This window comes from Micromonospora sp. ATLC16 (genome assembly GCF_057196645.1).
The window spans coordinates 15,773-35,569 of the sequence record NZ_JBXUOW010000042.1; the positions used below are offsets into that span (position 1 = coordinate 15,773).

At 70.6% G+C, this 19,797-nt stretch carries 18 protein-coding genes; 6 read left to right on the plus strand and 12 right to left on the minus strand.

Annotated elements, in window-relative coordinates:
- Nucleotides 1-10 precede the first annotated feature (10 nt).
- The 7 genes from AC2CHE_RS18060 to AC2CHE_RS18090 all read right to left on the minus strand — a co-directional run bounded on the left by AC2CHE_RS18060 (nt 11) and on the right by AC2CHE_RS18090 (nt 7,747).
- Nucleotides 11-694, minus strand: coding sequence for a carbohydrate-binding protein (locus AC2CHE_RS18060; protein ID WP_484506067.1), 684 nt, complete (start codon nt 692-694; stop codon nt 11-13).
- Between the two features lie 368 nt (nt 695-1,062).
- A complete protein-coding gene (locus tag AC2CHE_RS18065; protein ID WP_484506068.1) occupies nt 1,063-2,070 on the minus strand; it encodes a LacI family DNA-binding transcriptional regulator in 1,008 nt (335 codons plus the stop codon).
- A 19-nt stretch (nt 2,071-2,089) separates the two neighbouring features.
- Complete coding sequence (locus AC2CHE_RS18070) at nt 2,090-3,460, minus strand: GH1 family beta-glucosidase (RefSeq protein WP_484506069.1); 1,371 nt, start codon at nt 3,458-3,460, stop codon at nt 2,090-2,092.
- Complete coding sequence (locus AC2CHE_RS18075) at nt 3,457-4,290, minus strand: carbohydrate ABC transporter permease (protein WP_484506070.1); 834 nt, start codon at nt 4,288-4,290, stop codon at nt 3,457-3,459. Before AC2CHE_RS18075 ends, AC2CHE_RS18070 begins: the two co-directional genes overlap by 4 nt.
- A 22-nt stretch (nt 4,291-4,312) precedes the next feature.
- Entirely contained in the window at nt 4,313-5,320 is a 1,008-nt protein-coding gene (locus tag AC2CHE_RS18080) for a carbohydrate ABC transporter permease (protein ID WP_484506071.1), read from the minus strand.
- Nucleotides 5,321-5,437: 117 nt separating this feature from the next.
- Nucleotides 5,438-6,745 (minus strand): ABC transporter substrate-binding protein, encoded by a 1,308-nt coding sequence (locus AC2CHE_RS18085; RefSeq protein ID WP_484506072.1) that lies wholly within the window; start codon nt 6,743-6,745, stop codon nt 5,438-5,440.
- Nucleotides 6,746-6,982: 237 nt separating this feature from the next.
- A complete protein-coding gene (locus AC2CHE_RS18090) occupies nt 6,983-7,747 on the minus strand; it encodes a maleylpyruvate isomerase family mycothiol-dependent enzyme (protein WP_484506073.1) in 765 nt (254 codons plus the stop codon).
- A 70-nt stretch (nt 7,748-7,817) separates the two neighbouring features.
- Between AC2CHE_RS18090 and AC2CHE_RS18095 the strand changes: the two genes are divergently transcribed.
- Complete coding sequence (locus tag AC2CHE_RS18095) at nt 7,818-8,900, plus strand: UDP-N-acetylmuramate dehydrogenase (protein WP_484506074.1); 1,083 nt, start codon at nt 7,818-7,820, stop codon at nt 8,898-8,900.
- Between the two features lie 71 nt (nt 8,901-8,971).
- Here AC2CHE_RS18095 and AC2CHE_RS18100 read toward each other — a convergent pair whose 3' ends face one another.
- Nucleotides 8,972-9,787 carry a class I SAM-dependent methyltransferase gene (locus AC2CHE_RS18100; protein WP_484506092.1) on the minus strand — a complete coding sequence of 272 codons (816 nt, stop codon included), beginning with the start codon at nt 9,785-9,787 and terminating at the stop codon, nt 8,972-8,974.
- Nucleotides 9,784-10,548, minus strand: coding sequence for an SDR family oxidoreductase (locus AC2CHE_RS18105; protein ID WP_484506075.1), 765 nt, complete (start codon nt 10,546-10,548; stop codon nt 9,784-9,786). Before AC2CHE_RS18105 ends, AC2CHE_RS18100 begins: the two co-directional genes overlap by 4 nt.
- 187 nt (nt 10,549-10,735) lie before the next feature.
- On the opposite strand from AC2CHE_RS18105, the gene mshA reads away from it, so the two are divergent.
- The 3 genes from mshA to AC2CHE_RS18120 all read left to right on the plus strand — a co-directional run bounded on the left by mshA (nt 10,736) and on the right by AC2CHE_RS18120 (nt 13,658).
- The gene (gene mshA / locus AC2CHE_RS18110) at nt 10,736-12,085 is read left to right on the plus strand and encodes a D-inositol-3-phosphate glycosyltransferase (RefSeq protein ID WP_484506076.1); all 1,350 of its coding nucleotides are present in this window, start codon (nt 10,736-10,738) and stop codon (nt 12,083-12,085) included.
- Nucleotides 12,086-12,241: 156 nt separating this feature from the next.
- Nucleotides 12,242-12,778 (plus strand): type III secretion system chaperone family protein, encoded by a 537-nt coding sequence (locus tag AC2CHE_RS18115; RefSeq protein WP_484506077.1) that lies wholly within the window; start codon nt 12,242-12,244, stop codon nt 12,776-12,778.
- A 106-nt stretch (nt 12,779-12,884) separates the two neighbouring features.
- Nucleotides 12,885-13,658 carry a hypothetical protein gene (locus AC2CHE_RS18120; protein ID WP_484506078.1) on the plus strand — a complete coding sequence of 258 codons (774 nt, stop codon included), beginning with the start codon at nt 12,885-12,887 and terminating at the stop codon, nt 13,656-13,658.
- Nucleotides 13,659-14,025: 367 nt separating this feature from the next.
- On the opposite strand, the gene AC2CHE_RS18125 is transcribed toward AC2CHE_RS18120, so the two are convergent.
- The gene (locus tag AC2CHE_RS18125; protein WP_484506093.1) at nt 14,026-15,327 is read right to left on the minus strand and encodes an MFS transporter; all 1,302 of its coding nucleotides are present in this window, start codon (nt 15,325-15,327) and stop codon (nt 14,026-14,028) included.
- 79 nt (nt 15,328-15,406) lie between these two features.
- Nucleotides 15,407-16,714 carry an MDR family MFS transporter gene (locus AC2CHE_RS18130; RefSeq protein ID WP_484506079.1) on the minus strand — a complete coding sequence of 436 codons (1,308 nt, stop codon included), beginning with the start codon at nt 16,712-16,714 and terminating at the stop codon, nt 15,407-15,409.
- A gap of 150 nt (nt 16,715-16,864) precedes the next feature.
- Between AC2CHE_RS18130 and AC2CHE_RS18135 the strand changes: the two genes are divergently transcribed.
- The gene (locus AC2CHE_RS18135; protein ID WP_484506080.1) at nt 16,865-17,632 is read left to right on the plus strand and encodes a phosphoglyceromutase; all 768 of its coding nucleotides are present in this window, start codon (nt 16,865-16,867) and stop codon (nt 17,630-17,632) included.
- Nucleotides 17,633-17,694: 62 nt separating this feature from the next.
- On the opposite strand, the gene phoU is transcribed toward AC2CHE_RS18135, so the two are convergent.
- Nucleotides 17,695-18,345, minus strand: coding sequence for a phosphate signaling complex protein PhoU (phoU, locus tag AC2CHE_RS18140; RefSeq protein ID WP_484506094.1), 651 nt, complete (start codon nt 18,343-18,345; stop codon nt 17,695-17,697).
- Between the two features lie 199 nt (nt 18,346-18,544).
- On the opposite strand from phoU, the gene AC2CHE_RS18145 reads away from it, so the two are divergent.
- Entirely contained in the window at nt 18,545-19,774 is a 1,230-nt protein-coding gene (locus tag AC2CHE_RS18145; RefSeq protein ID WP_484506081.1) for a sensor histidine kinase, read from the plus strand.
- Nucleotides 19,775-19,797: the final 23 nt, after the last annotated feature.

Consider the following 19,797-nt stretch of genomic DNA (forward strand, 5'->3'; position numbering starts at 1 on the left):
CCGCGCGGAGTCAGCTTATGGTGATCTTGTCGATGTCCGGAGCCGGGCCGGTGTCGTTGTAGAAGGACATGCTGACCCGCCCCGCCGGGACCATCGCGGTGTACCGGAAGGTGCGCGGGACGTCCCAGTTGGTCCCGGTCAGGTGGTGCGCGGTCGGTGGGGCACCGTTCACGGAGATCTTGATAGTGCGGTCCCCCTTGACCGTGTAACTGACGGTTATGGTCCGGCTGCCGGCGGTGGCCGTGGTCAGGTAGACGGTGAGCCTGCCGACGTAGCGGACCCGGGCGCCGCTCTCGCAGGCGGCGCAGGCGGCGATGCCGGCGCCTTCGCTGAGCAGGTTGGCCGGATCCTCGGCCTCCACGCTGACCGGGCTGAACGATGCCGCCTTGCCGGAGCGGGCGGGGATGGCGGCCGACGATGACACCGGTGGCGACGCTGGCGCGACCGGCGGCGGTGCGGACGTCACCGACCCGACCGACCGGTCCGGGGTCGGTCCGCTGCTCGGCGCGGTCGGCTCGGCGGCCGTTGCCGTGACCTGGGTGGTCGGCCCGGCCGAGGCCGGATAGGTGCTGGCGACGGAGGCCGGCGGGGCAACGGTCAGGTTGCCCGTCGCGGGCGGGGCCGCGGCCTCGTCCTGCCGGTTGTCGTCCGGGGCGAGCAGCCAGGGGACCGCGATCGCGGTCAGTGTGATCACGCCGGCCAGGATGGATACTCCCACCAATTGCCAGGTGCGGGTCGAGCGATCTGGTACGCCGCCGAGAATGCGACGACTCGGATCGGCCGCATCCAACGGCGTTTCGGTGGGCACCGTTCGACTCCCCCACGGATCGAGCCACGAACCACTGTGCGTGACGCGCCCACGGTACATACCGGATATCAATGCAGACAATGCCGGACGTGCCCGGTCCGGGCGGGATCGACGGCCGGTCGGGCGGTGATCGGGAGTCTCGGCGCCCTGCTGAGAAAGGCCCGCCCCGTCAATGGGCCGTGAGGCGTAATAAGGACGCAATGCCGAACATCACAGTCCGCGCAGCTCCGGGGCGTCGGGGGCGCCGACGTGGCTCAGGCGGATTCGCGGATGATCAGCTCGGTGGGCAGGATGAGCGCCGGCTCCACCTGTTCGTCGGCGGCGAGACGGAGCAGCAACCGGGTGCCCTGCCGGCCCAGCTCCACTATCGGTTGCCGGACGGTGGTCAGCGGCGGATCGGTGTACGCGGCGGTCTCGATGTCGTCGAAGCCGATCACCGCCACATCCTCGGGCACCCGCCGCCCCGCCTCGCGCAGCGTCCGCAGGGCGGCGTGCGCCATCAGGTCCGACGCGGCGAAGACGGCGTCCAGATCGGGGTGGGCGGCGAGCAGCTCGCGCATCGCCGCGGCTCCGGACTCGCGGGTGAAGTCGCCGACGGCCACCATCTCGGGCAGCCCGGCGGTGGCGACGGTGTCCCGGTACCCGGCCAGCCGCTCGATGCCGGCGACCATGTCCTGCGGGCCGGCGATGGTGGCGATGCGCCGTCGGCCGCCGTCGATCAGGTGCCGTACCGCGCGGGTGACCCCACCGACCTGGTCGACGTCGATGTACGGCACGTCCGCCCCGTCGAGCGGTCGGCCGCTGCAGACCACCGGGATGCCCAGCGCGGCCAGCCGGGCGGGCAGCGGATCGGCCCCGTGCAGCGAGGCGAAGAGCACCCCGTCGACGTGCCGGCCGGTGGTGTACCGGGCGACCCGTTCATGCCCGGCCGGCGACCCGGCCAGCATCAGCACCAGCTGTTTGTCCGCGGCCTCCAACTCCTGCGCGGCGCCCCGGATGATCCCCGGGAAGACCTGGTCGTCGGAGAAGACCCGGGTGGCCTCCTCCGGCATCACCAGGGCGATCGAGTCGGTCCGCTGGGTGACGAGGGTGCGTGCGGCCAGGTTCGGCACGTACCCCAGCTCGGCGACCGCCTGGCGGACCGCCTCCTGGATCGGCTCGGCGACCGTGGTCGAGCCGTTGACCACCCGGGAAACGGTTGCCCGGGACACACCGGCCCGTCGTGCCACCGCCTCCAGAGTGGGCCGCTGTGCCCCCGTCATCGGAGAAACCACCACCTCGTCACAGCCCGTTCCGGGAGATCACCTCCTGGTACCACCGGGCGCTGGACTTCGGTGTACGCCGCTGAGTGAGGTAGTCGACGTGCACGATGCCGAATCGCTTACGGTACCCCTCGGCCCACTCGAAGTTGTCAAGCAATGACCATACGAGATAGCCGCGCAGGTCGACGCCCCGGGCGATGGCCTCGTGCGCGGCCCGCAGGTGGCCGTCCAGGTAGGCGATCCGGTCCGAGTCGTGGAGGGGGGTCGTCGGGTCGGCGGTCTTGTCCGGAAAAGCCGCACCGTTCTCGGTGATCAGCAGCGGCACCGCCGGGTAGTCGGTGGCGATGCGCTCCAGCAGCCGGGTCAGTCCGGCCGGTTCGATCATCCAGCCCATGTCGGTGAGCGGCCCGACCGGTGCCAGGAACTGCACCTGCCCCTCGGTGCCGGGGTATGCCCCGCCGCCACCGGCACCGTCCGGCCGGCCGGCGACGTAGGTCGGCGCGTAGTAATTGATCCCGAGCAGGTCGATCGGCGCCGCGATGATCTTCTCGTCGTCGTCCTGGACGAAGGTGGGTTCGACGAACCGCGCGACATGCTCCCGGACGTCGACCGGGTAGCCGCCGACCAGCAGCGGATCGAGGAAGATCCGGTTGTGCAGACCGTCGACCAGGCGTACGGCGGCGGCGTCGGCGGCGCTGTCCGGGTCGGCGGGGCGCACGTCGGCGGGATTGAGCGTGACCCCGACCCGGCCGGCACCGGCCGCGCGCAACGCCTGGTTCGCCAGGCCGTGCGCCAGCAGCAGGTGGTGTACGGCGCGGAAGGCCGCGCCCGGTTCCTGTACCCCGGGGGCGTGCACGCCGTTGCCGTAGCCGAGGTACGCCGAGCACCATGGCTCGTTGAGCGTGGTCCAGGTGCCGACCCGGTCGCCCAGGCGGGCGTACAACGCGGCGGCGTAGGTGGCGAAGTGCTCGGCGGTGTCCCGGCTGGTCCAACCGCCGCGGTCCTGCAATGTCTGCGGCAGGTCCCAGTGGTAGAGCGTGACGATCGGATCGATGCCCCGGCCCAGCAGCGCGTCCGTCAGTCGGTCGTAGAAGTCCAGGCCACGCGGGTTGACCGGGCCGCTGCCGTCGGGCTGGATGCGGGGCCAGGACACCGAGAAGCGGTACGCCTGCAACCCCAGCTCCGCCATCATCGCGACGTCGTCGGCGTACCGGTGGTAGTGGTCGCAGGCGACGTCACCGGTGTGGCCGGCGTGCACCTTGCCCGGCGTACGGCTGAAGGTGTCCCAGATCGACTCGCCGCGCCCGTCGTCGCGGGTCGCCCCCTCGATCTGGTACGCCGCAGTGGCCGCACCCCAGACAAAGTTGTCCGGAAATCTCAACTCAGTCACGCCTTGACCGCACCTTCCATGATCCCGCCGATGATCTGGCGGCCGAACAGGACGAATACCAGCAGCAGGGGCAGCGTGGCGATGGCCGTGCCGGTGAAGACCTGGGACATGTCCTGGTAGTAGCCGTCAGACAGGGCCCGCAACGATAGCTGCACGGTGGGATTCTCCGGGTCGTTGAGCACCGCGTACGGCCAGAGGAAGTCGTTCCAGGTGGTCATGAAGGTGAGCAGGCCGAGCACGGCGGCGGCCGGCCGCAGTGCCGGCACCACCACGTTCCAGTAGATGCGGGCGGTGCCGCATCCGTCCACCCGGGCGGCCTCGATCAGCTCGCTGCTGACCGCCTGCCCGGCGTACTGCCGCATCATGAACACCCCGAATCCGGTGACCAGGGCGGGCATGATCACGGCCGGCAGCCGGTCGTTCAGGTTCAGCTTCGTCATCAGGATGTACAACGGGATGACGCCCAGTTGGGTGGGCACCATCATCGTGGCAATGATGGTCATCAGCAGTGCGTTGCTGCCCCGGAACCGCAGCTTGGCGAAGGCGAACCCGGCGAGGGTGGAGAAGAACACCACGGAGACGGTGACGGTGATCGCGACGATCGCCGAGTTGATCAGGCCGGTCAGGAAGTAGGCGTCGGTGTTGCCGAACAGCCGGGAGATGTTCGCCCCCAGGTTGCCGCCGGGGCTCACCGGCGGTGGCAGCTGGCCCATCGCGTCGCTGGACCGGCTGGCCACCACGAACATCCAGTAGATCGGGAAGACCGACAGGACCCCGGCGGCGACGAGTGCGAAGTAGGTGAGCGGGCTCGCCCGCCACAACCGGCTCATCGCGCCACCTCGCTGCGCTCGCTCATCGCGAACCTCCCTTCCGCTTGCCGGTGTCCGGCCGGGCGCCGGCGCCGAGCCGGCGGATGATCAGTACGTTGATCGCCGCGACGACGGCGATCAGGGCGAAGAGCAGCCAGGCGACAGCGGACCCGTAGCCGAAGTTGTAGTACGGCGCGAAGGCGTTCTCGAACATGTACATGGTCATCGTCTGCGACTCGCGCATCGGCCCACCCCGGATCGCGTTGGTGCCGGAGTGGAACAGCCGGGGCTCGGTGAACAGTTGCAGCCCGCCGATGGTGGAGATGATGACGCAGAAGATGATCGTCGGCTTGAGCAGCGGCACGGTGATGGCCCAGAACTGCCGGGCCCGGTTCGCGCCGTCGATCGCCGCCGCCTCGTAGAGGTCACGGGGGATGGCCTGCATGGCGGCCAGGAAGATCAGCGCGTTGTAGCCGGTCCAGCGCCAGTCGACCATGGTGGAGATGGCCACCCAGGAGGCGAACCGGTTGGACTTCCACTCGATGCCGTCGACGCCGATCAGGTCGAGCAGCCAGTTGACCATGCCGAACTCGCGGCCGAACAGCACCCCGAACACGATCGCCACGGCGGCCGTGGAGGTGACGTTGGGCACCAGCACCGCCATCCGCCAACCGGTACGCATCCGGAGTTGCCGGTTGAGCAGGTTCGCCAGCCAGAGTGCGACGAGCAGTTGGGGGACCGTGCTGATGACGAAGATGCCGAGGGTGTTGACCACCGAGTGCCAGAAGTCGCTGTCCGCCAGCAGCCGGGTGTAGTTGTCCGTGCCGACGAACGTGGGATTGCTGCCGAGCAGGTCCCAGTCGTGCAGGGATACCCAGAAGGTGTACCCCAACGGCCAGGCCCCGAAGATCGCGAAGATCACGAAGAACGGGGCGATGTAGAGATAGGGCGAGTACTTCGCGTCGATCCGGCTCAGCCGGCCGGCCCGGGACGGGCGGGTGCCCCGCGGCGCCGGTCTGGCCGGCGGTCGCGCGTCGAGCTGCAACGCCATGACCCGTTGACTCCTTTCCACGCCCCCCGCCCCGCGCCGGCCCAGGGCGAGCCCGCCGTACGCGTCGATACGCGGCGGACCCTGGACCGGCGGCGGGGAATGGGGCCGTCGGGCCGGTTACTTGGCGGCGGCCTTCTTGGCGTTGCCGACCGCGTCCTGCCAGCCCTGGTCCGGGCTGCGCTGGCCCAGCTCGACGGTGCGGACCGCGTTCTCCACCTCGGTGCGGACGGCCTGGTTCTTCGGGCCCATGTAGACCGGCTTCAGGGTCTTCGCGCCCTCGCCGAAGATCTTGCCGACCGGTGCGTCGGAGAAGTACGCGTTGGTGGCTTCGGTGATGGCGGAGTCGTCGAGCGCCTGCGGCGAGGACGGCAGCGGACCCTTGGCCTTGAAGGCGCCGATTTGGCCCTCGGCGCTGGTCAGGAACTTGACCAGCTTGATTGCCTCGTCCTGGTGCTTGCTCTGTTGCGGTACGGCCAGGTGCGAGCCGCCCCAGTTGCCGCCGTTGCCCGGCACCCGGGCGATGTCCCACTTGCCCTTGGCCTCCGGCCCGGCGTTGCCCTCGATCACGCCGGTCATCCAGGCGGGGCAGGCGATGGTGGCGAACTTGGCCTGCTTGAAGGCGGAGACCCACTCCTCGGACCAGGAGCCGTACTTGCCGGACAGGCCGGCGTCGACGATGTTCATGGTGATGTCCCAGGCCTGCTTGACCGCCGGGTTGGTGTCCACCACCAGGTTGTCGCTGGTGTCGTAGTAGTGGTAGCCCTGCGCGTTGCCGGCCGTCTGGAGCACGATGGTGTTGAAGGTGTTGGTGGCCGCGTCCAGGAACGACGCGCCGGTGTCGGCGGTCTTGAACTTCTCACCGGTGGCGATGTAGTCCTCCCAGGTCGGCCAGAGCGCGGAGACCTGCTCCCGGTCGGTCGGTAGGTCCGCCTTCTCGAACAGGTCGGTGCGGTAGCACATGGCCATGCCGCCCACGTCGGTGCCGAGCCCGATCAGCTTCTGACCGTCGGCGGTGAGCCCCTGGTTCCACTTCCACTCCAGGAAGTTGCCCTTGAGGTCGGCGGCACCGTGGTCGAGCAGGTTCACGAAGTTGTCCGGGTTGGCCTTGTACTCGACCATCAGGCCCTCTTCGATGGCCACCACGTCGCCGGCCCCCTTGCCCGCGGCGAGCCACTGGGTCAGCTTGGGCGAGTACTCGTCGAGGTTGCCGCCGGTGCCCCGCTCGACGATCTTGATGTTCGGGTTGGCGTCCATGTACTGCTGGTAGAGCTGCTCGTAGCCGAACTGCCCGAAGACGTCGACGGTGAGCGTTATCTTGCCGTCCCCGGCGGCTTCGTCTTCGCCGCCGCAGCCGCTGGTGACGAGCAGGACGCCGGTGGCGGCCAGGGCGACCGCCGCGAGGCGGTGACGCGGGAATGTGCCCATTGTCTGGTGACCCCTCTCAGGTCGGGGTGGTGGTGAAAGGTTCTGAGAGCGCTCTCTCGTAGCCTGCGGTCCGCTCTGGACCGATGTCAAGAGAGCGCTCTCTCAGCACCCGTCACAAAATGGCCACACGCCCGTCCCACCGTCCACCTACGCCGATTGATCATGAGGTTGGCGGCGACGGTGGAGATCGACTCTGCCGCCAACCTCATGATCAACGAGGTTGGGAGGGAATCGGGATCAGCCGGTGCGTACTCCGTCGAGCAGGGTGCGGTCACCGGAGACGGTCAGGGTGTCGAAGCTGACTCGCCCCCAGAGCGCCAGCAGCAGGTCGCTGGCGGTGCCGGTGACCTGAACCCGGGCGTGGTGGTCGTCGTGATCGAGGATGGTGCCGGTGTCGAGCAGGGCCACCCCCTCGCCGCGCAGCCGCAGATACCATTCCTGGTCCGCGTCAGTGGCGGTCAACCGGACCACGCCCGCCCACGGGCCGCCCGACTTGCGCCGGCCCGCCGGCAGCCAGGTGTCCAGTACCTCGCTCACCCCGTCGGCCGCGAGCTTCGCCTCGACCGGCTCACCCGCGGCGATGGCGAGTTGGGCGTCCCAGCGGTGCACCGCCGTCTCGTGGGCCATCCGGCGCGGCCAGAAGCCCGCCTTCTTCGGCTGCGGAGCCCAGTTCCAGGCCGGCGCCTCCGGGTCGAGGGAGTCGAAGAGCGCCATCAGCTCGTCGTACGCCTGCTGCCACTGCTGCACGGCGGTGACGCCCGCCGCCGGCTCGACCGGCTGTGGCCGGCGCTGCTGCGGCGCCGACGGATCGCCCGAGCCGGCCACGGCATGCACCCACCGGTAGACGCCGGCGAGATGGCGGGTCAGGTCCGTCACGGTCCAACCGAGGCAGGACAGCACAGGTGTCTCGGGTGGCGCCTCGGCCACCGCGGCGGCGAACGCCGGGCCCTCCGCCCGGAGCGCGCCGATCCAGAAATCCTTGGTGCCGTGCAATCTGCTCATTGCCATCCTCCCGGGGGTGACCGGGCCACCAGTGGGTGCCACGGCTACCCCTCAGCCTAGGGTGAGAGGCGTGTCTGACGTCTACGCCCAGCCGACAGCCGCCGCGCAACCCGCGAGCACGGACGATCTGGCGCAATACACGACATTGTGCCTGGGTGGACCCGCCGCCCGAGTGGTCAGCGCCACCACCGCCGACGAGATCGTCAGCCGGGTACGCGAGGCGAACGCCGAGATTCTCCTGATCGCCGGCGGTAGCAACCTGGTGATCGGGGACGGGGGCTTCCCCGGCACGGTGGTCCTCGTCCGCTCCCGGGGGCTACGGGTGATTACCGAGGACGAGCAGACCGTGACCGTACGGGTCGAGGCCGGCGAGCCGTGGGACGATCTGGTCGCCGCGACCGTACGCAACGGCTGGTCGGGGCTGGAGTGCCTGTCCGGCATCCCCGGCTCGACCGGCGCCACGCCGATCCAGAACGTCGGGGCGTACGGGCAGGAGGTCGCCGAGACCATCACCGCCGTGCAGGTCTACGACCGGACGGCCGGCGCCGTCGGGCAGATCGAGGCCGCCGACTGCGGCTTCGCCTACCGGTCCAGCATCTTCAAGTACAACGAGCGCTGGGTGGTGCTCTCGGTGGACTTCCGGCTGGCCCGCTCGCCGCTGTCCGGCCCGGTGCGCTACGCGGAACTCGCCCGGGCGCTCGGCGTCGAGGTCGGTGACCGGGTGCCGCTGGCCCAGGCCCGGTCCACGGTGCTGAGGCTGCGTGCGGGCAAGGGCATGGTGCTCGACGCGGGCGACCCCGACACCCGCTCCGTCGGCTCGTTCTTCACCAACCCGGTCCTCGACGCCGCGGCTTACGAACAGTTGCGGCAGCGGGCCACCGGGCTGGGTGAGCCGCCGGCCTGGCCCGGTGCCGACGACCTGGTCAAGGTCAGCGCCGCCTGGCTGATCGACAAGGCCGGTTTCGGCAAGGGGCATCCCGGCCCCGAGGGCACCGCCATCTCCACCAAGCACACCCTCGCCCTGACCAACCCCACCGGCACCGCCAGCACCCGGGCCCTGCTCACCCTGGCCCGCGAGATCCGCGACGGCGTCCAGTCCCGCTTCGGCGTAACCCTCCACCCCGAACCGGTCCTCGTCAACTGCGCCCTCTAACACTCTCGCCCGTGGTTCCCGTCGATCACGAGGTTGTTGTCTCCGGCAAGCCCCTGCCCGGGGCGACAACTTCATGATCGACGCGGCAGACGGGTGGGGGCCACGGTGGGCCAGGGGACGGTGAGGCGGCCGTGGCGCCAGTGTCGGGGGCGGTCGAGGACGGGCCAGCCCTGGGCGCGGACGGCCGACACGGTGTGCAACCAACGTTGGCGGGGACCAAAGGGGGCGTAGCCGGCGGCGGCACGCCAGGCGTCGTCCAGGGCCCGGATCAGGTCGTGGATCCGCTCGCCCGGTACGTTGCGGTGGATCAGCGCCTTCGGCAGCCGCTCTGCCAACTCGGCCGGACTGCCCAGCGTCGTCAGCCGGGCGGCCAGGGTCAGCGAGCGCGGTCCGGCGGCATCGAGCAGCACCCACCCGCCGAGGCGTCCCAGCTCGTCACAGGTCCCCTCCACCAGCAGCCCGCCCGACGCGAGCCCGGCGCACATCGTGGCCCACGCGTCGGCCACCTCGCCCTCGTCGTACTGGCGCAGCAGGTTGAACGCGCGGACCAGAGTGGGACGCAGACCGGCCAGCTCGAAGCCGCCACGGGCGAAGCTGAGCCCGGGTGGATCGGCGGCGGGCTGCGCATCGGCGACGCGTACCGGATCGATCTCCAGCCCGACCACCCGCACGTCCGCGCGGACCCGGGCGGCGAGCCGGGCCCGCAGCTCCACCGCGGTCACCGGGGTCGCGCCGTAGCCGAGGTCCACCACCAGCGGGTCCGGTGCGGCGCGCAGCGGATCGGCACAGGTATCCACGATCCAGTTGTCGACCCGGCGGAGCCGGTTGGGATGCGTGGTCCCCCGGGTCGCCGCGCCGAGCGGCCGGGACGCCGGCACCACCGTCAGCCCGTCCGGTGCACCTTGTGCTGGGCGGCCTGGGCCAGCGGCCGGACCACGAGACGGTCCACGTTCACGTGCTGCGGTCTGGTGGCGCACCAGGCTATACAGTCGGCGACGTCCTCGGCGAGCAGCGGCTCGGCGACACCGGCATAGACCGCCTCCGCCCGCTCGACGTCCCCGCCGAAGCGGGTCAACGAGAACTCGTCGGTCTTCACCATGCCCGGGTCGATCTCGATCACCCGCACCGGGCGCCCGCACAACTCCAGCCGTAACGTGCCCGCGATCGCGGTCTGCGCGTGCTTCGCCGCGGTGTAGCCGCCGCCACCCTCGTAGACGGTGAAGCCGGCGGTCGACGAGACGACGACGATGGTGCCGCAACCCGAACCCTGCAGCGCTGGCAACAGCGCCTGGGTGACCCGCAGCGTGCCGAGCACGTTCACGTCGTACATCCACTGCCAGTCACCGATCGCGCCGGACTCCACCGGATCCAGCCCACGTGCTCCGCCCGCGTTGTTCACCAGGAGGGTCACCGGCCCGCCGGCCTGCTGCGCGGCCCGGGCGAGGTCGGCCACCGACTCGTCGGAGGTGACGTCACAGCTCACCGCGGTGGCGGAACCACCGGCTGCGGTGATCTCCGCGACCAGTTCGACCAGCCGGTCGGTACGCCGTGCCGCGGCGAGCACGTGGAAATCCTCGCTGGCGAGCCGCCGCGCGGTGGCGGCGCCGATCCCGCTGGATGCTCCGGTGACGATCGCGACACGACTCATCCGGCCATTCTCACCCCCTGCCACCGGACGGCGGCGGGCGGCACGGTCGCCATGAGGTCGGTCACGCCCGAAGGCCTGCCTGACGTATTACCCGTCGCCGATCGGGAAGATGGCATTCGGCGTGGAGTGTTGACGCAGGAGCGCCGGTCGTGCGGGGACGGCATCAACCGTGGCAAAGGGAGCGGACGTGGCGGAAGAGCACACCGGTGTCGGTCGTCAGCGAGGTGCCCTGCCGTGGCCGCGACCCCGGCGGATCGCGACCTTGTCGGTACACACCTCACCGTTGCACCAGCCGGGCACCGGGGACGCGGGCGGCATGAACGTCTACATCCTGGAGGTCTCCCGGCGACTGGCCGAGGCCAACGTCGAGGTCGAGATCTTCACCCGGGCCACCTCGGGCGACCTGCCGCCGGTGGTGGAGGTGGCCCCCGGGGTGCACGTTCGGCACGTGATGGCCGGCCCGCTGGAGGGCCTGACCAAGGAGGAACTGCCCGGCCAGCTCTGCGCGTTCACCGCGGGTGTACTGCGCGCCGAGGCGGCCCGCCCGCCGGGCCACTACGACCTCATCCACTCCCACTACTGGCTCTCCGGGCAGGTCGGCTGGCTGGCCAAGGACCGTTGGGGGGTACCGCTGGTGCACACCGCGCACACCCTCGCCAAGGTGAAGAACGCGCAGCTCGCCACCGGTGACCGGCCGGAGCCGAAGGCCCGGGTCATCGGTGAGGAACAGGTGGTCGCGGAGGCGGACCGGTTGGTGGCGAACACCCGGGTCGAGGCGCGGGATCTGATCGGCCGGTACGACGCCGACCCAACCCGGGTCACGGTGGTCGAGCCTGGGGTGGATCTGGAGCGGTTCCGTCCCGCCGTCGGCGACCGGGACGTGGCGACCACGGCCGCACGGGTTCGGCTCGGCCTGCCGACCCGTGGTCATCTGGTCGCCTTCGTCGGGCGGATCCAGCCGCTGAAAGCACCCGACGTCCTCATCCGCGCGATCGCCGCCCTCCGTGCGCGGGATCCCGATCTGGCCCGCGAGGTGGCGGTGGTGATCTGCGGCGGCCCCAGCGGCACCGGGCTGGACCGGCCCACCGCGCTTATCGAGCTGGCCGCCTCACTCGGCGTCACCGACCGGGTGCACTTCCTGCCGCCGCGCACCGGAGCGGAACTGCCCCTCCTCTACCAGGCGGCCGACCTGGTCGCGGTGCCGTCGTACAACGAATCCTTCGGCCTGGTCGCGCTGGAGGCCCAGGCCTGCGGTACGCCCGTGGTGGCCGCCGCCGTCGGCGGACTGGTCACCGCGGTGCGTGACCAGGTCAGCGGGGTGCTGGTGGACGGACACGACCCGGCGGACTGGGCGGGTACGCTGGCCCGCCTGTTGCCCGACCGGGCCCGACGGGCGGAAATGTCCGTCGGTGCCGCCCAGCATGCCCGGGCCTTCTCCTGGCATCGCACGGCCGCCGGCCTGCTCAGCGTCTACGGTAAGGCGATCGCCGACCACCGGGCCGGCCTGACCGCCGCACTCACCGCCTCCTGCTGCTGACCGTGGGACCGGGCCAGGCGCTCCGGCCCGGTCCCCACGGGGAGGCGCGGCGTCGCCCCACCCGGCGCCGCACCGAAGTCGCCCGGCGGTGCGGACCTGCACCGTGACTGCCCGGCAGCCGGGCGACGCGGTGATGATCGCCGTAGAGTTGTCCGGATGAGCGACCTCGGTGCACTTGTCGAGTCCGTCTGCGCGGAGCGGGAAATCGCCTGCGAGTCCACCGGCCCGGGGTCGTACGCGGTGACCCTGCCCGGTACGCGCAAGCTCAAGACGATCTGCAACCTGATCGTCGGTGAGCACGCGCTGCGGATCGAGGCGTTCGTGATGCGTCAGCCGGACGAGCGGCGCGAGGAGCTGTGGGCCTGGTTGTTGCAGCGCAACGCCAAGATGTACGCCGTGTCGTTCTCCATCGACGCGGTCGGCGACGTCTACCTCACCGGTCGAGTCAATCCGGACGCTGTGGATGCCGACGAGTTGGACCGGCTGCTCGGCGCGGTACTGACCTACGCCGACGAGTCCTTCGACACGATGCTGGAGATCGGCTTCGGCAGCTCGATCCGCCGTGAGTGGGAGTGGCGGGTGAAGCGTGGTGAGTCGACCGCCAACCTGGCCGCCTTCGCACATATGTTCGATCCCTCGGAGGTCACCCGGTCGGCTCCGCCGACCGCCGCCGGGGACTCGGACGCCTCTTGACGGCAGCCGGAGGTTCGGACCGCTCCTGACGGGTAAGCCGCGGCGCGCGGTGCGGCGTTGGGACCCGCCGCGCCGAGACGGCGAGTGGCGAGGAGCGTGAGCATCCATGGCTCAGCGAAGCAGCTCGGGTCGCGGCGGGACCGCGACCAGGACCAGGCGGCAGGGTGGCAACCAGTCCCCGAATACGCCACGGATCTCCGAGTCGGAGATCTCCCGCATGCGGGTGGACGACATTCGGGGGCAGCTGCGGCGACACGGGGTCTCCGGCATCTCGGCCCTGCGTAAGCCGGAGCTGGTGAAGACACTGGCGAAGACGCTGCGATCCAGTGGCGCCGGGCGTCGCAGCAGCGGTCCGGCCGGACGGGCCGGCGCCACGAAGGCGTCCGGCACGAAACAGGCGGCTTCCGGCCGGACGCGCAAATCGGCCACGAGCGGCACGACGGCCACCCGCGCCGGTAAGGCGGCACCCACCCGCCGTCCGGCCGAGGCGCGACCGGCCCGTGGCGGCGCGGCTCGGACCGGTCGGTCGACGTCGCGGTCGGTCCGATCGTCGCAGCTGATCTCCTCGCTCCAGGATCGGCCGGAGCGCCCCGGCCGCAGTCTGGTCACCACCAACCATGACGTCATTCGACGGTGGGCGCGGGAGCGGGGCGCCAAGCCGGCGACGATCAGCGGTACCGAGCGTGCGGGTCGGGCCGGGGTGCTGACGTTCAACATGCCGGGTTACCGGGAGAGCAGTCGGATCCGCGAGATCACCTGGGACCAGTGGTTTCACACCTTTGACCTGCGTCGGCTGAACCTGATCTATCAGGAGCAGATGCGGGACGGCCGGCAGAGCAACTTTTTCCGGACCGAATCACCCGATCGGGAGGACGGCTGAGGTTTGCGGGAATAGTGCTCGGGTACCCGCAGTTGGCCTTGACCGAGGGCCTAAGCGCCGTCTCGAAGGGATCGCGCTGTGACGGGCGAGACAGCTGCTCAGGTTGAATCGCGAGGTCGGGCCGCACTAACTTTATTGCACCGCGTCATGCTCGGTACCGTTCGGGGGAGCGGCGGATCGATCAGATCTGTGCAGCCGGGTGAGACGCGGGGGACAGGTGGACCGACACCGTTGGGGGACGGTGGCCCACCTGTTTGGACCGGCGGCGCGAGCGGGCGTCGCTTACGGGGGTGAGTGCCGCCCGCCGCCGCCGGTCGTACGACGTGAAATGCCCGGCACGATTTCGTGCCGGGCATTACTCGTGCGCTCAGGAACGCCCGGCCAGCGACGGCTCGGCCCGTTCGCCCTGATGCCGGAGGGTGGCCACGTGTCGCTCCCGTGCTGGCCCGGCGAGCAGGTGCGCACCGGCGGCCAGCAGACCCAGCGCGCCGACCAGCAGCCAGTGCCCGTCGCCCCACCGTTGCAGGCTGAAGCCGCCGAGCGTCGGCGCGAGGAACGACGCCGCCGGGAAGGCCAGGTAGAACACCGACTGGTAGCGGGCCCGCAGCGCCGGTGGGGCCAGGTCCGCGTTGATCTGTGCGTTGGGTGGCGCGGCCAACATCGAGCCGGCCGTCCAGATCAGGCAGGCGCCCAGGTAGAACACGAGGTCGTCGGAGACGGCGAGTGCGCTGAAGCCGACGGCGAGCAGCGCCGTCGACAGGGCCAGCACGTGGGCCTTCCGGTGGCGGTCGATGAGCCGGGGTACGAGTAACTGCCCGAGCACGATCAGGACGCCGCCGATGGCCACCACCGCGCCGTACGACGACGGCCCCAACCCGTCGGCACGCATGGCCAACGGCATGATCGTCGACGCCTGCATGGTCATGACGGCGAGTACGAAGGTCAGCCCGACGAAGATCAGGAAGTGTCGATCGGTCAACGCGGTGTGCAGTCCGGGGCGACGCGGGTGCCGGGCGCCAGCGGCCGGACTCGCCCGCATCTGTTGGCAGGCCAGCGTCTCCGGAACCTTCCAGGCGATCAGCGCGGCGGTCGCCACCGTGGCGACCGCGTCGACCAGGAAGAGGGCCACGTAGCTCGCCTCGGCCAGCAGCCCGGCCAGCAGCGACGCGACGGCCATGCCGAGGTTGAACGCCCAGAACTGCAGGTTGAAGGCGCGGGACCGACGATGCTCCGGTACCACGTCGACGATCGCGGCGACGAAGGCCGGGCTCGGCATCGAGTGCGTCACCCCGACCAGCAGGGCGAGCGTCGCGATCACGCCCAGGTGATGGCTGAGAGCCAGCGCGACCATCAGGGCGGCGGTGGCCAGGTGAGCTGCCACCAGGGTCGAGCGTCGACCCCACCGGTCGGCCAGCACCCCACCGAGCAGGACTCCGACCGCACCACCCGCGCCGAACCCACCAACCACCACTCCGGCCAGCGCCTCGCTGGCACCCCGGGCGGCGGTCAGGTAGAGCGACAGGAAGAGCATCGCGAAGGCGCCGGCCCGGTTGATCAGCAGGCCGGCCCAGAGGTACCAGAAGGTCGCGGGCAGGCCACCCGCGGTGTCGGTCAGCCAGCGACGAAGTGCCCCGGTCGGTGGCGGCTCGGGCTGCTGCTCGGCCGGCACCGCGACCTTTCCAATCTGTTCGGACACCTAACAGATATTGCCCGGGCCGGTCGGCGGGAGAGACTCGGGGTGGCGGGGTTCACCCCCGGGAGGTGGCCACCGGCTCGGCCGCCTGCGGTGCGGCGGGCTGCGGTGCGGTCGACTGCACCGTCACCACCGGTGCGGCGCCGGCGGTACGCAACACGAGGGCACGCCGTTCCCGCGCGGGTCCGGAGAGCAGGTGGCCCACCGCCATGACCAGGCCGATCGCTGCACAGCCGGCCCAGAGGGCCGCGTTGCCGGCCTGCTCCCGCACCAGGCCGCCGAGGATCGGCGCCGCCGCTCCGGCCAGCTGCCAGGAGAGCGAGAAGACGCCCTGGTAGCGACCACGCAGCTCGGCGGGAGAGAGTTCGGCGATGAGGGTGGCGTTGGACGGCGAGTTGAGCATCTCGCCGAGGGTCCAGATCAGCACCGTCAGCCCGTAGAACCAGGCGACCTCGGCGAACGCGGTCAGCCCGAAGCCCACGCCCATCACCACCGCGGCCAGGGCGAGCACGTGTGAGCGGTTGCGCCCCTTGATCAGCCGGGGCACGAAGAGCTGGCCTGCCACGATCAGCACGCCGTTGAGCGCGATCACCGATCCGTACGTGGCGGGGCTCAGGCCGGAGTCGGCCATCGCGATCGGCAGCATCGAGATGTGCTGAAGGAAGACCAGCGCCCCGAGGAGGTTCAGCGCGACGAAGCCGAGGAAGACCCGGTCGGTCAGGATGCTCCGCAGGGCGCCGGCCGAGACGCCGCCGCGCGGCATGCCGACGGTGACCGTCCGGGTTTCCCCGACCTTCAAGAAGATGATCAGCGCGGTGGCCACCGTGGTGGTCGCATTGACCACGAAGAGCAGCAGGTAGCCGGCCTGCGCGGCGAACCCGGCGAGCACGGCGGCGCAGGCGAAACCGAGGTTGATCGCCCAGTAGTTGAGCGAGAAGGCACGCAGCCGGTCCCGCTCCGGCACCACGTCGATCATCATGGCGCCGAACGCGGGGCGAGCCGCCTCGGCGAAGAGACCGAGCAGCAACGCGCCCGCCGCGACGGTCCACAGGTCGCGGGCGAAGCCCAGGGCGAGCATCATGGTCGCGGCGCCGAGGTGGGCGGTGAGCAGGGTCGGTCGGCGACCCCATCGGTCGGTCAGGGTGCCGCCGGCGGTGGTGCCGACCGCACCGCCGACGCCCCACGCGCCGAGCACCAGCCCGGCCTGCGCGGCGGAGAAGCCGCGTTCCTGGGTCAGGTAGATGGCGAGGAAGACCAGGACGAACGAGCCGAGTCGATTGATCAGCGTGCCCGTCCAGAGGTACCAGAAGGTCCTCGGTAGCCCGCCTGTGGTGTCCCGGAACCAACCCCGCATCGCGCGCACGCCCGCGCCCCCGTTTCGTAATGCATGGTGATCTAATTGATCCTTGCCAACCTAGTGGCGTGCCGGAATCAAGGTCACCCGCATTTCCACGTGGTGGTCGTCACCACCCTCCTCGCGCGGGTCATTGCGGGTTGCGGCAGGATGATCGGCATGACAGCTAGCGAGGGGCCCACCGTCGGGACGCTGGTCCTGCTGCGGCACGGCGAGAGCGACTGGAACGCCAAGAACCTCTTCACCGGCTGGGTCGACGTCGACCTGACCGCGAAGGGCGAGGACGAGGCGCGCCGCGGCGGCGAGCTGCTGCGCGAGCACGGCCTGTTGCCGGACGTGGTGCACACCAGCGTGATGCGCCGCGCCATCCGGACCGCCGAGTTGGCGCTGAACGCTGCCGACCGGCACTGGATCGCGGTGCGTCGGTCGTGGCGGCTGAACGAGCGCCACTACGGGGCGTTGCAGGGCAAGAACAAGAAGCAGACCCTGGATGAGTACGGCGAGGAGCAGTTCATGCTCTGGCGCCGGTCGTACGACACCCCGCCGCCGCCGATCGAGGACGACGACGAGTGGTCGCAGGTTGGTGATCCGCGCTACGCGCTGCTGCCGACCGAGCTGATGCCGCGTACCGAGTGCCTGAAGGACGTCGTCGAGCGGATGCTGCCGTACTGGTACGACTCGATCGTGCCGGACATCCTGGCCGGCCGTACGGTGCTGGTGGCCGCGCACGGCAACTCGTTGCGGGCGCTGGTCAAGCACCTGGACCAGATCGGTGACGAGGCCATCGCGAAGCTCAACATCCCCACCGGAATTCCGCTGCGCTACGACCTGGACCCGCTGCTGCGTCCGCAGACGTTGGGCGGCACCTACCTCGACCCGGAGGCCGCCAAGGAGGCCGCCGCCGCCGTCGCCAACCAGGGCCGCTGAGCCGACCGAGGACGTCGAGACGGACCGAGGGCCCCGGCGCTGGCCGGGGCCCCCCGCCGCGCTCAGGGGGAGGTGACCGGTTCGCCGGTGATCAGGTAGACCACGTGTTCGGCGCTGTTGACCGCGTGGTCGGCGAAGCGCTCGTAGAAGCGACCGAGCAGAGTGGCGTCGATAGCGGTCTCCACCCCGTACGGCCAGTCCGCGCCGAGCAGCACTTCGAACAACCCCTTGTGCAGCTCGTCCATGGCGTCGTCGTCGCGGTCCAACTCCGCGGCGAGATCGGCGTCAGGGTGGGCCAGCACCGAGGCGATCTTCCCGGCCATCCGGTCGGCGATGCCCGCCATGTCCGTGAAGACCGGGCGCAGTTCCGCCGGAACGGCCGGCGACGGGTGTCGCCGCCGCGCGGTCTTGGCCACGTGGTCGGCCAGGTCGCCCATCCGCTCCAGATCGGCGGCCACGTGCAGCGCAGTGATCATGGCGCGTAGGTCGGAGGCGACCGGTGCCTGGCGGGCCAGCACGTCACAGACGCGCTCCTCCACCTGGCGGTACAGCCCGTCGATCTCCGCGTCTCGCTCGATCACGGACTCGGCAGCCCGGCGGTCGGCGGTGAGCAGGGCCCGGGTCGCCTGCCGCAGTGCCGCCCGAACTCCCTCGGCCATCTCGACAAGCAGTTGGCTGACGGCCTCAAGTTCGGCCCGGAACTCGTCGCGCATTGTCACGTCCTGTCCGTCGGTGCCGGCGAGCCCGCCGGCGGCATTTGCGCTGGTACGCCGCTAAGTTATGACTCCCGGGCGGATCGGGGGTGAACGCTGATGAACTACGCCGGACGCGCGAGTGAACTTTCCCGGAAGTGAGAGTGCTTCGTCCTGTTCTGAGCGATAGCCAGGTTAACAATGACCATACGATCGCTGAGTGATGTGGGCGGTGACGGTGGGTGTGGCTGCGGCCCTGGTGATCGGGGTCGTCGCCGGCCTGTGGTTGTCCCGGTTCGGCAAGGGGAGGCTCGCGATCGTTGACGAAGTGCAGGTCGGGCTCGGCCGCCGCGCGATCGATTCGCTGCGGGCGGGGGTCGTGGTGCTCGACGCGGACGATGTGCCCGTACTTGTCAATCCGGCGGCGCGGGCGATGGGACTGCTGCGGACCGGTGGGCGGCCGGGCTCGATCATGGCGCATCCGCTGATTCGTACCCTGGCGGGGCAGGTCCGGCGCACCGGCGTGCGGCGCGAGATCGAGCTCGACCTGCCCCGAGGCCGCGACAACGCCGGGGAGAACCCGCTCGGTGTGCACCTGCGAGCGATGGGGCTGGGCAACGGCTACATCGCGGTGGAGGCGGCCGACGTGACCGAGTCGCACCGGTTGGCCCGGGTGCGCCGAGACTTCGTGGCCAACGTCAGTCACGAGCTGAAGACCCCGATCGGCGCGTTGCAGCTGCTCGCCGAGGCACTGCTGGACGCCACCGAGCCGGCCGACGAGGGGCGCCCGGATCTCTCCGAGGACCTGGTCGCCGCCCGGCGGTTCGCCGAACGCATCCAGCACGAGTCGACCCGGTTGGGTCGGCTGGTGCAGGAACTGCTGGAGTTGACCCGACTCCAGGGCGCCGAACCGCAGCCGGCTCCCGAGCCGGTCGAGGTGGAATGGGTGATCTCCGAGGTGATCGATCGCACCCGGACCGCCGCCGCCGCCCGCCGGATCGAGGTGACCGTCGAAGCGGAGCGGGGCCTGACCGTGTACGGCAGCGACAACCAACTCGCCACCGCGGTGGCGAATCTGGTGGAGAACGCCCTCAACTACTCCGGCGAGGACACGACGGTACGCATCGCCGCCCGGGCCGCCGGAGAGCAGGTGGAGATCGCGGTCACCGACCAGGGCATCGGCATCGCCCCCACCGACGTCGACCGCATCTTCGAGCGGTTCTACCGGGCCGATCAGGCGCGCTCGCGGGCAACCGGCGGCACCGGCCTCGGGCTGGCGATCGTCAAGCACATCGCGAGCAACCATGGCGGCCGGGTGGAGGTGGCGAGCACTCTTGGTGGTGGGTCGACGTTCACCCTCCGGCTGCCCGCCCGCCCGCCGGACGACCTGCTGGCGACACTGCCGCCTGCTGGGATCGAGGCCGGGCCGGCCGAGCTCCGGCAGGTCTGAACCGCACCTGGATCTGGCCGGGC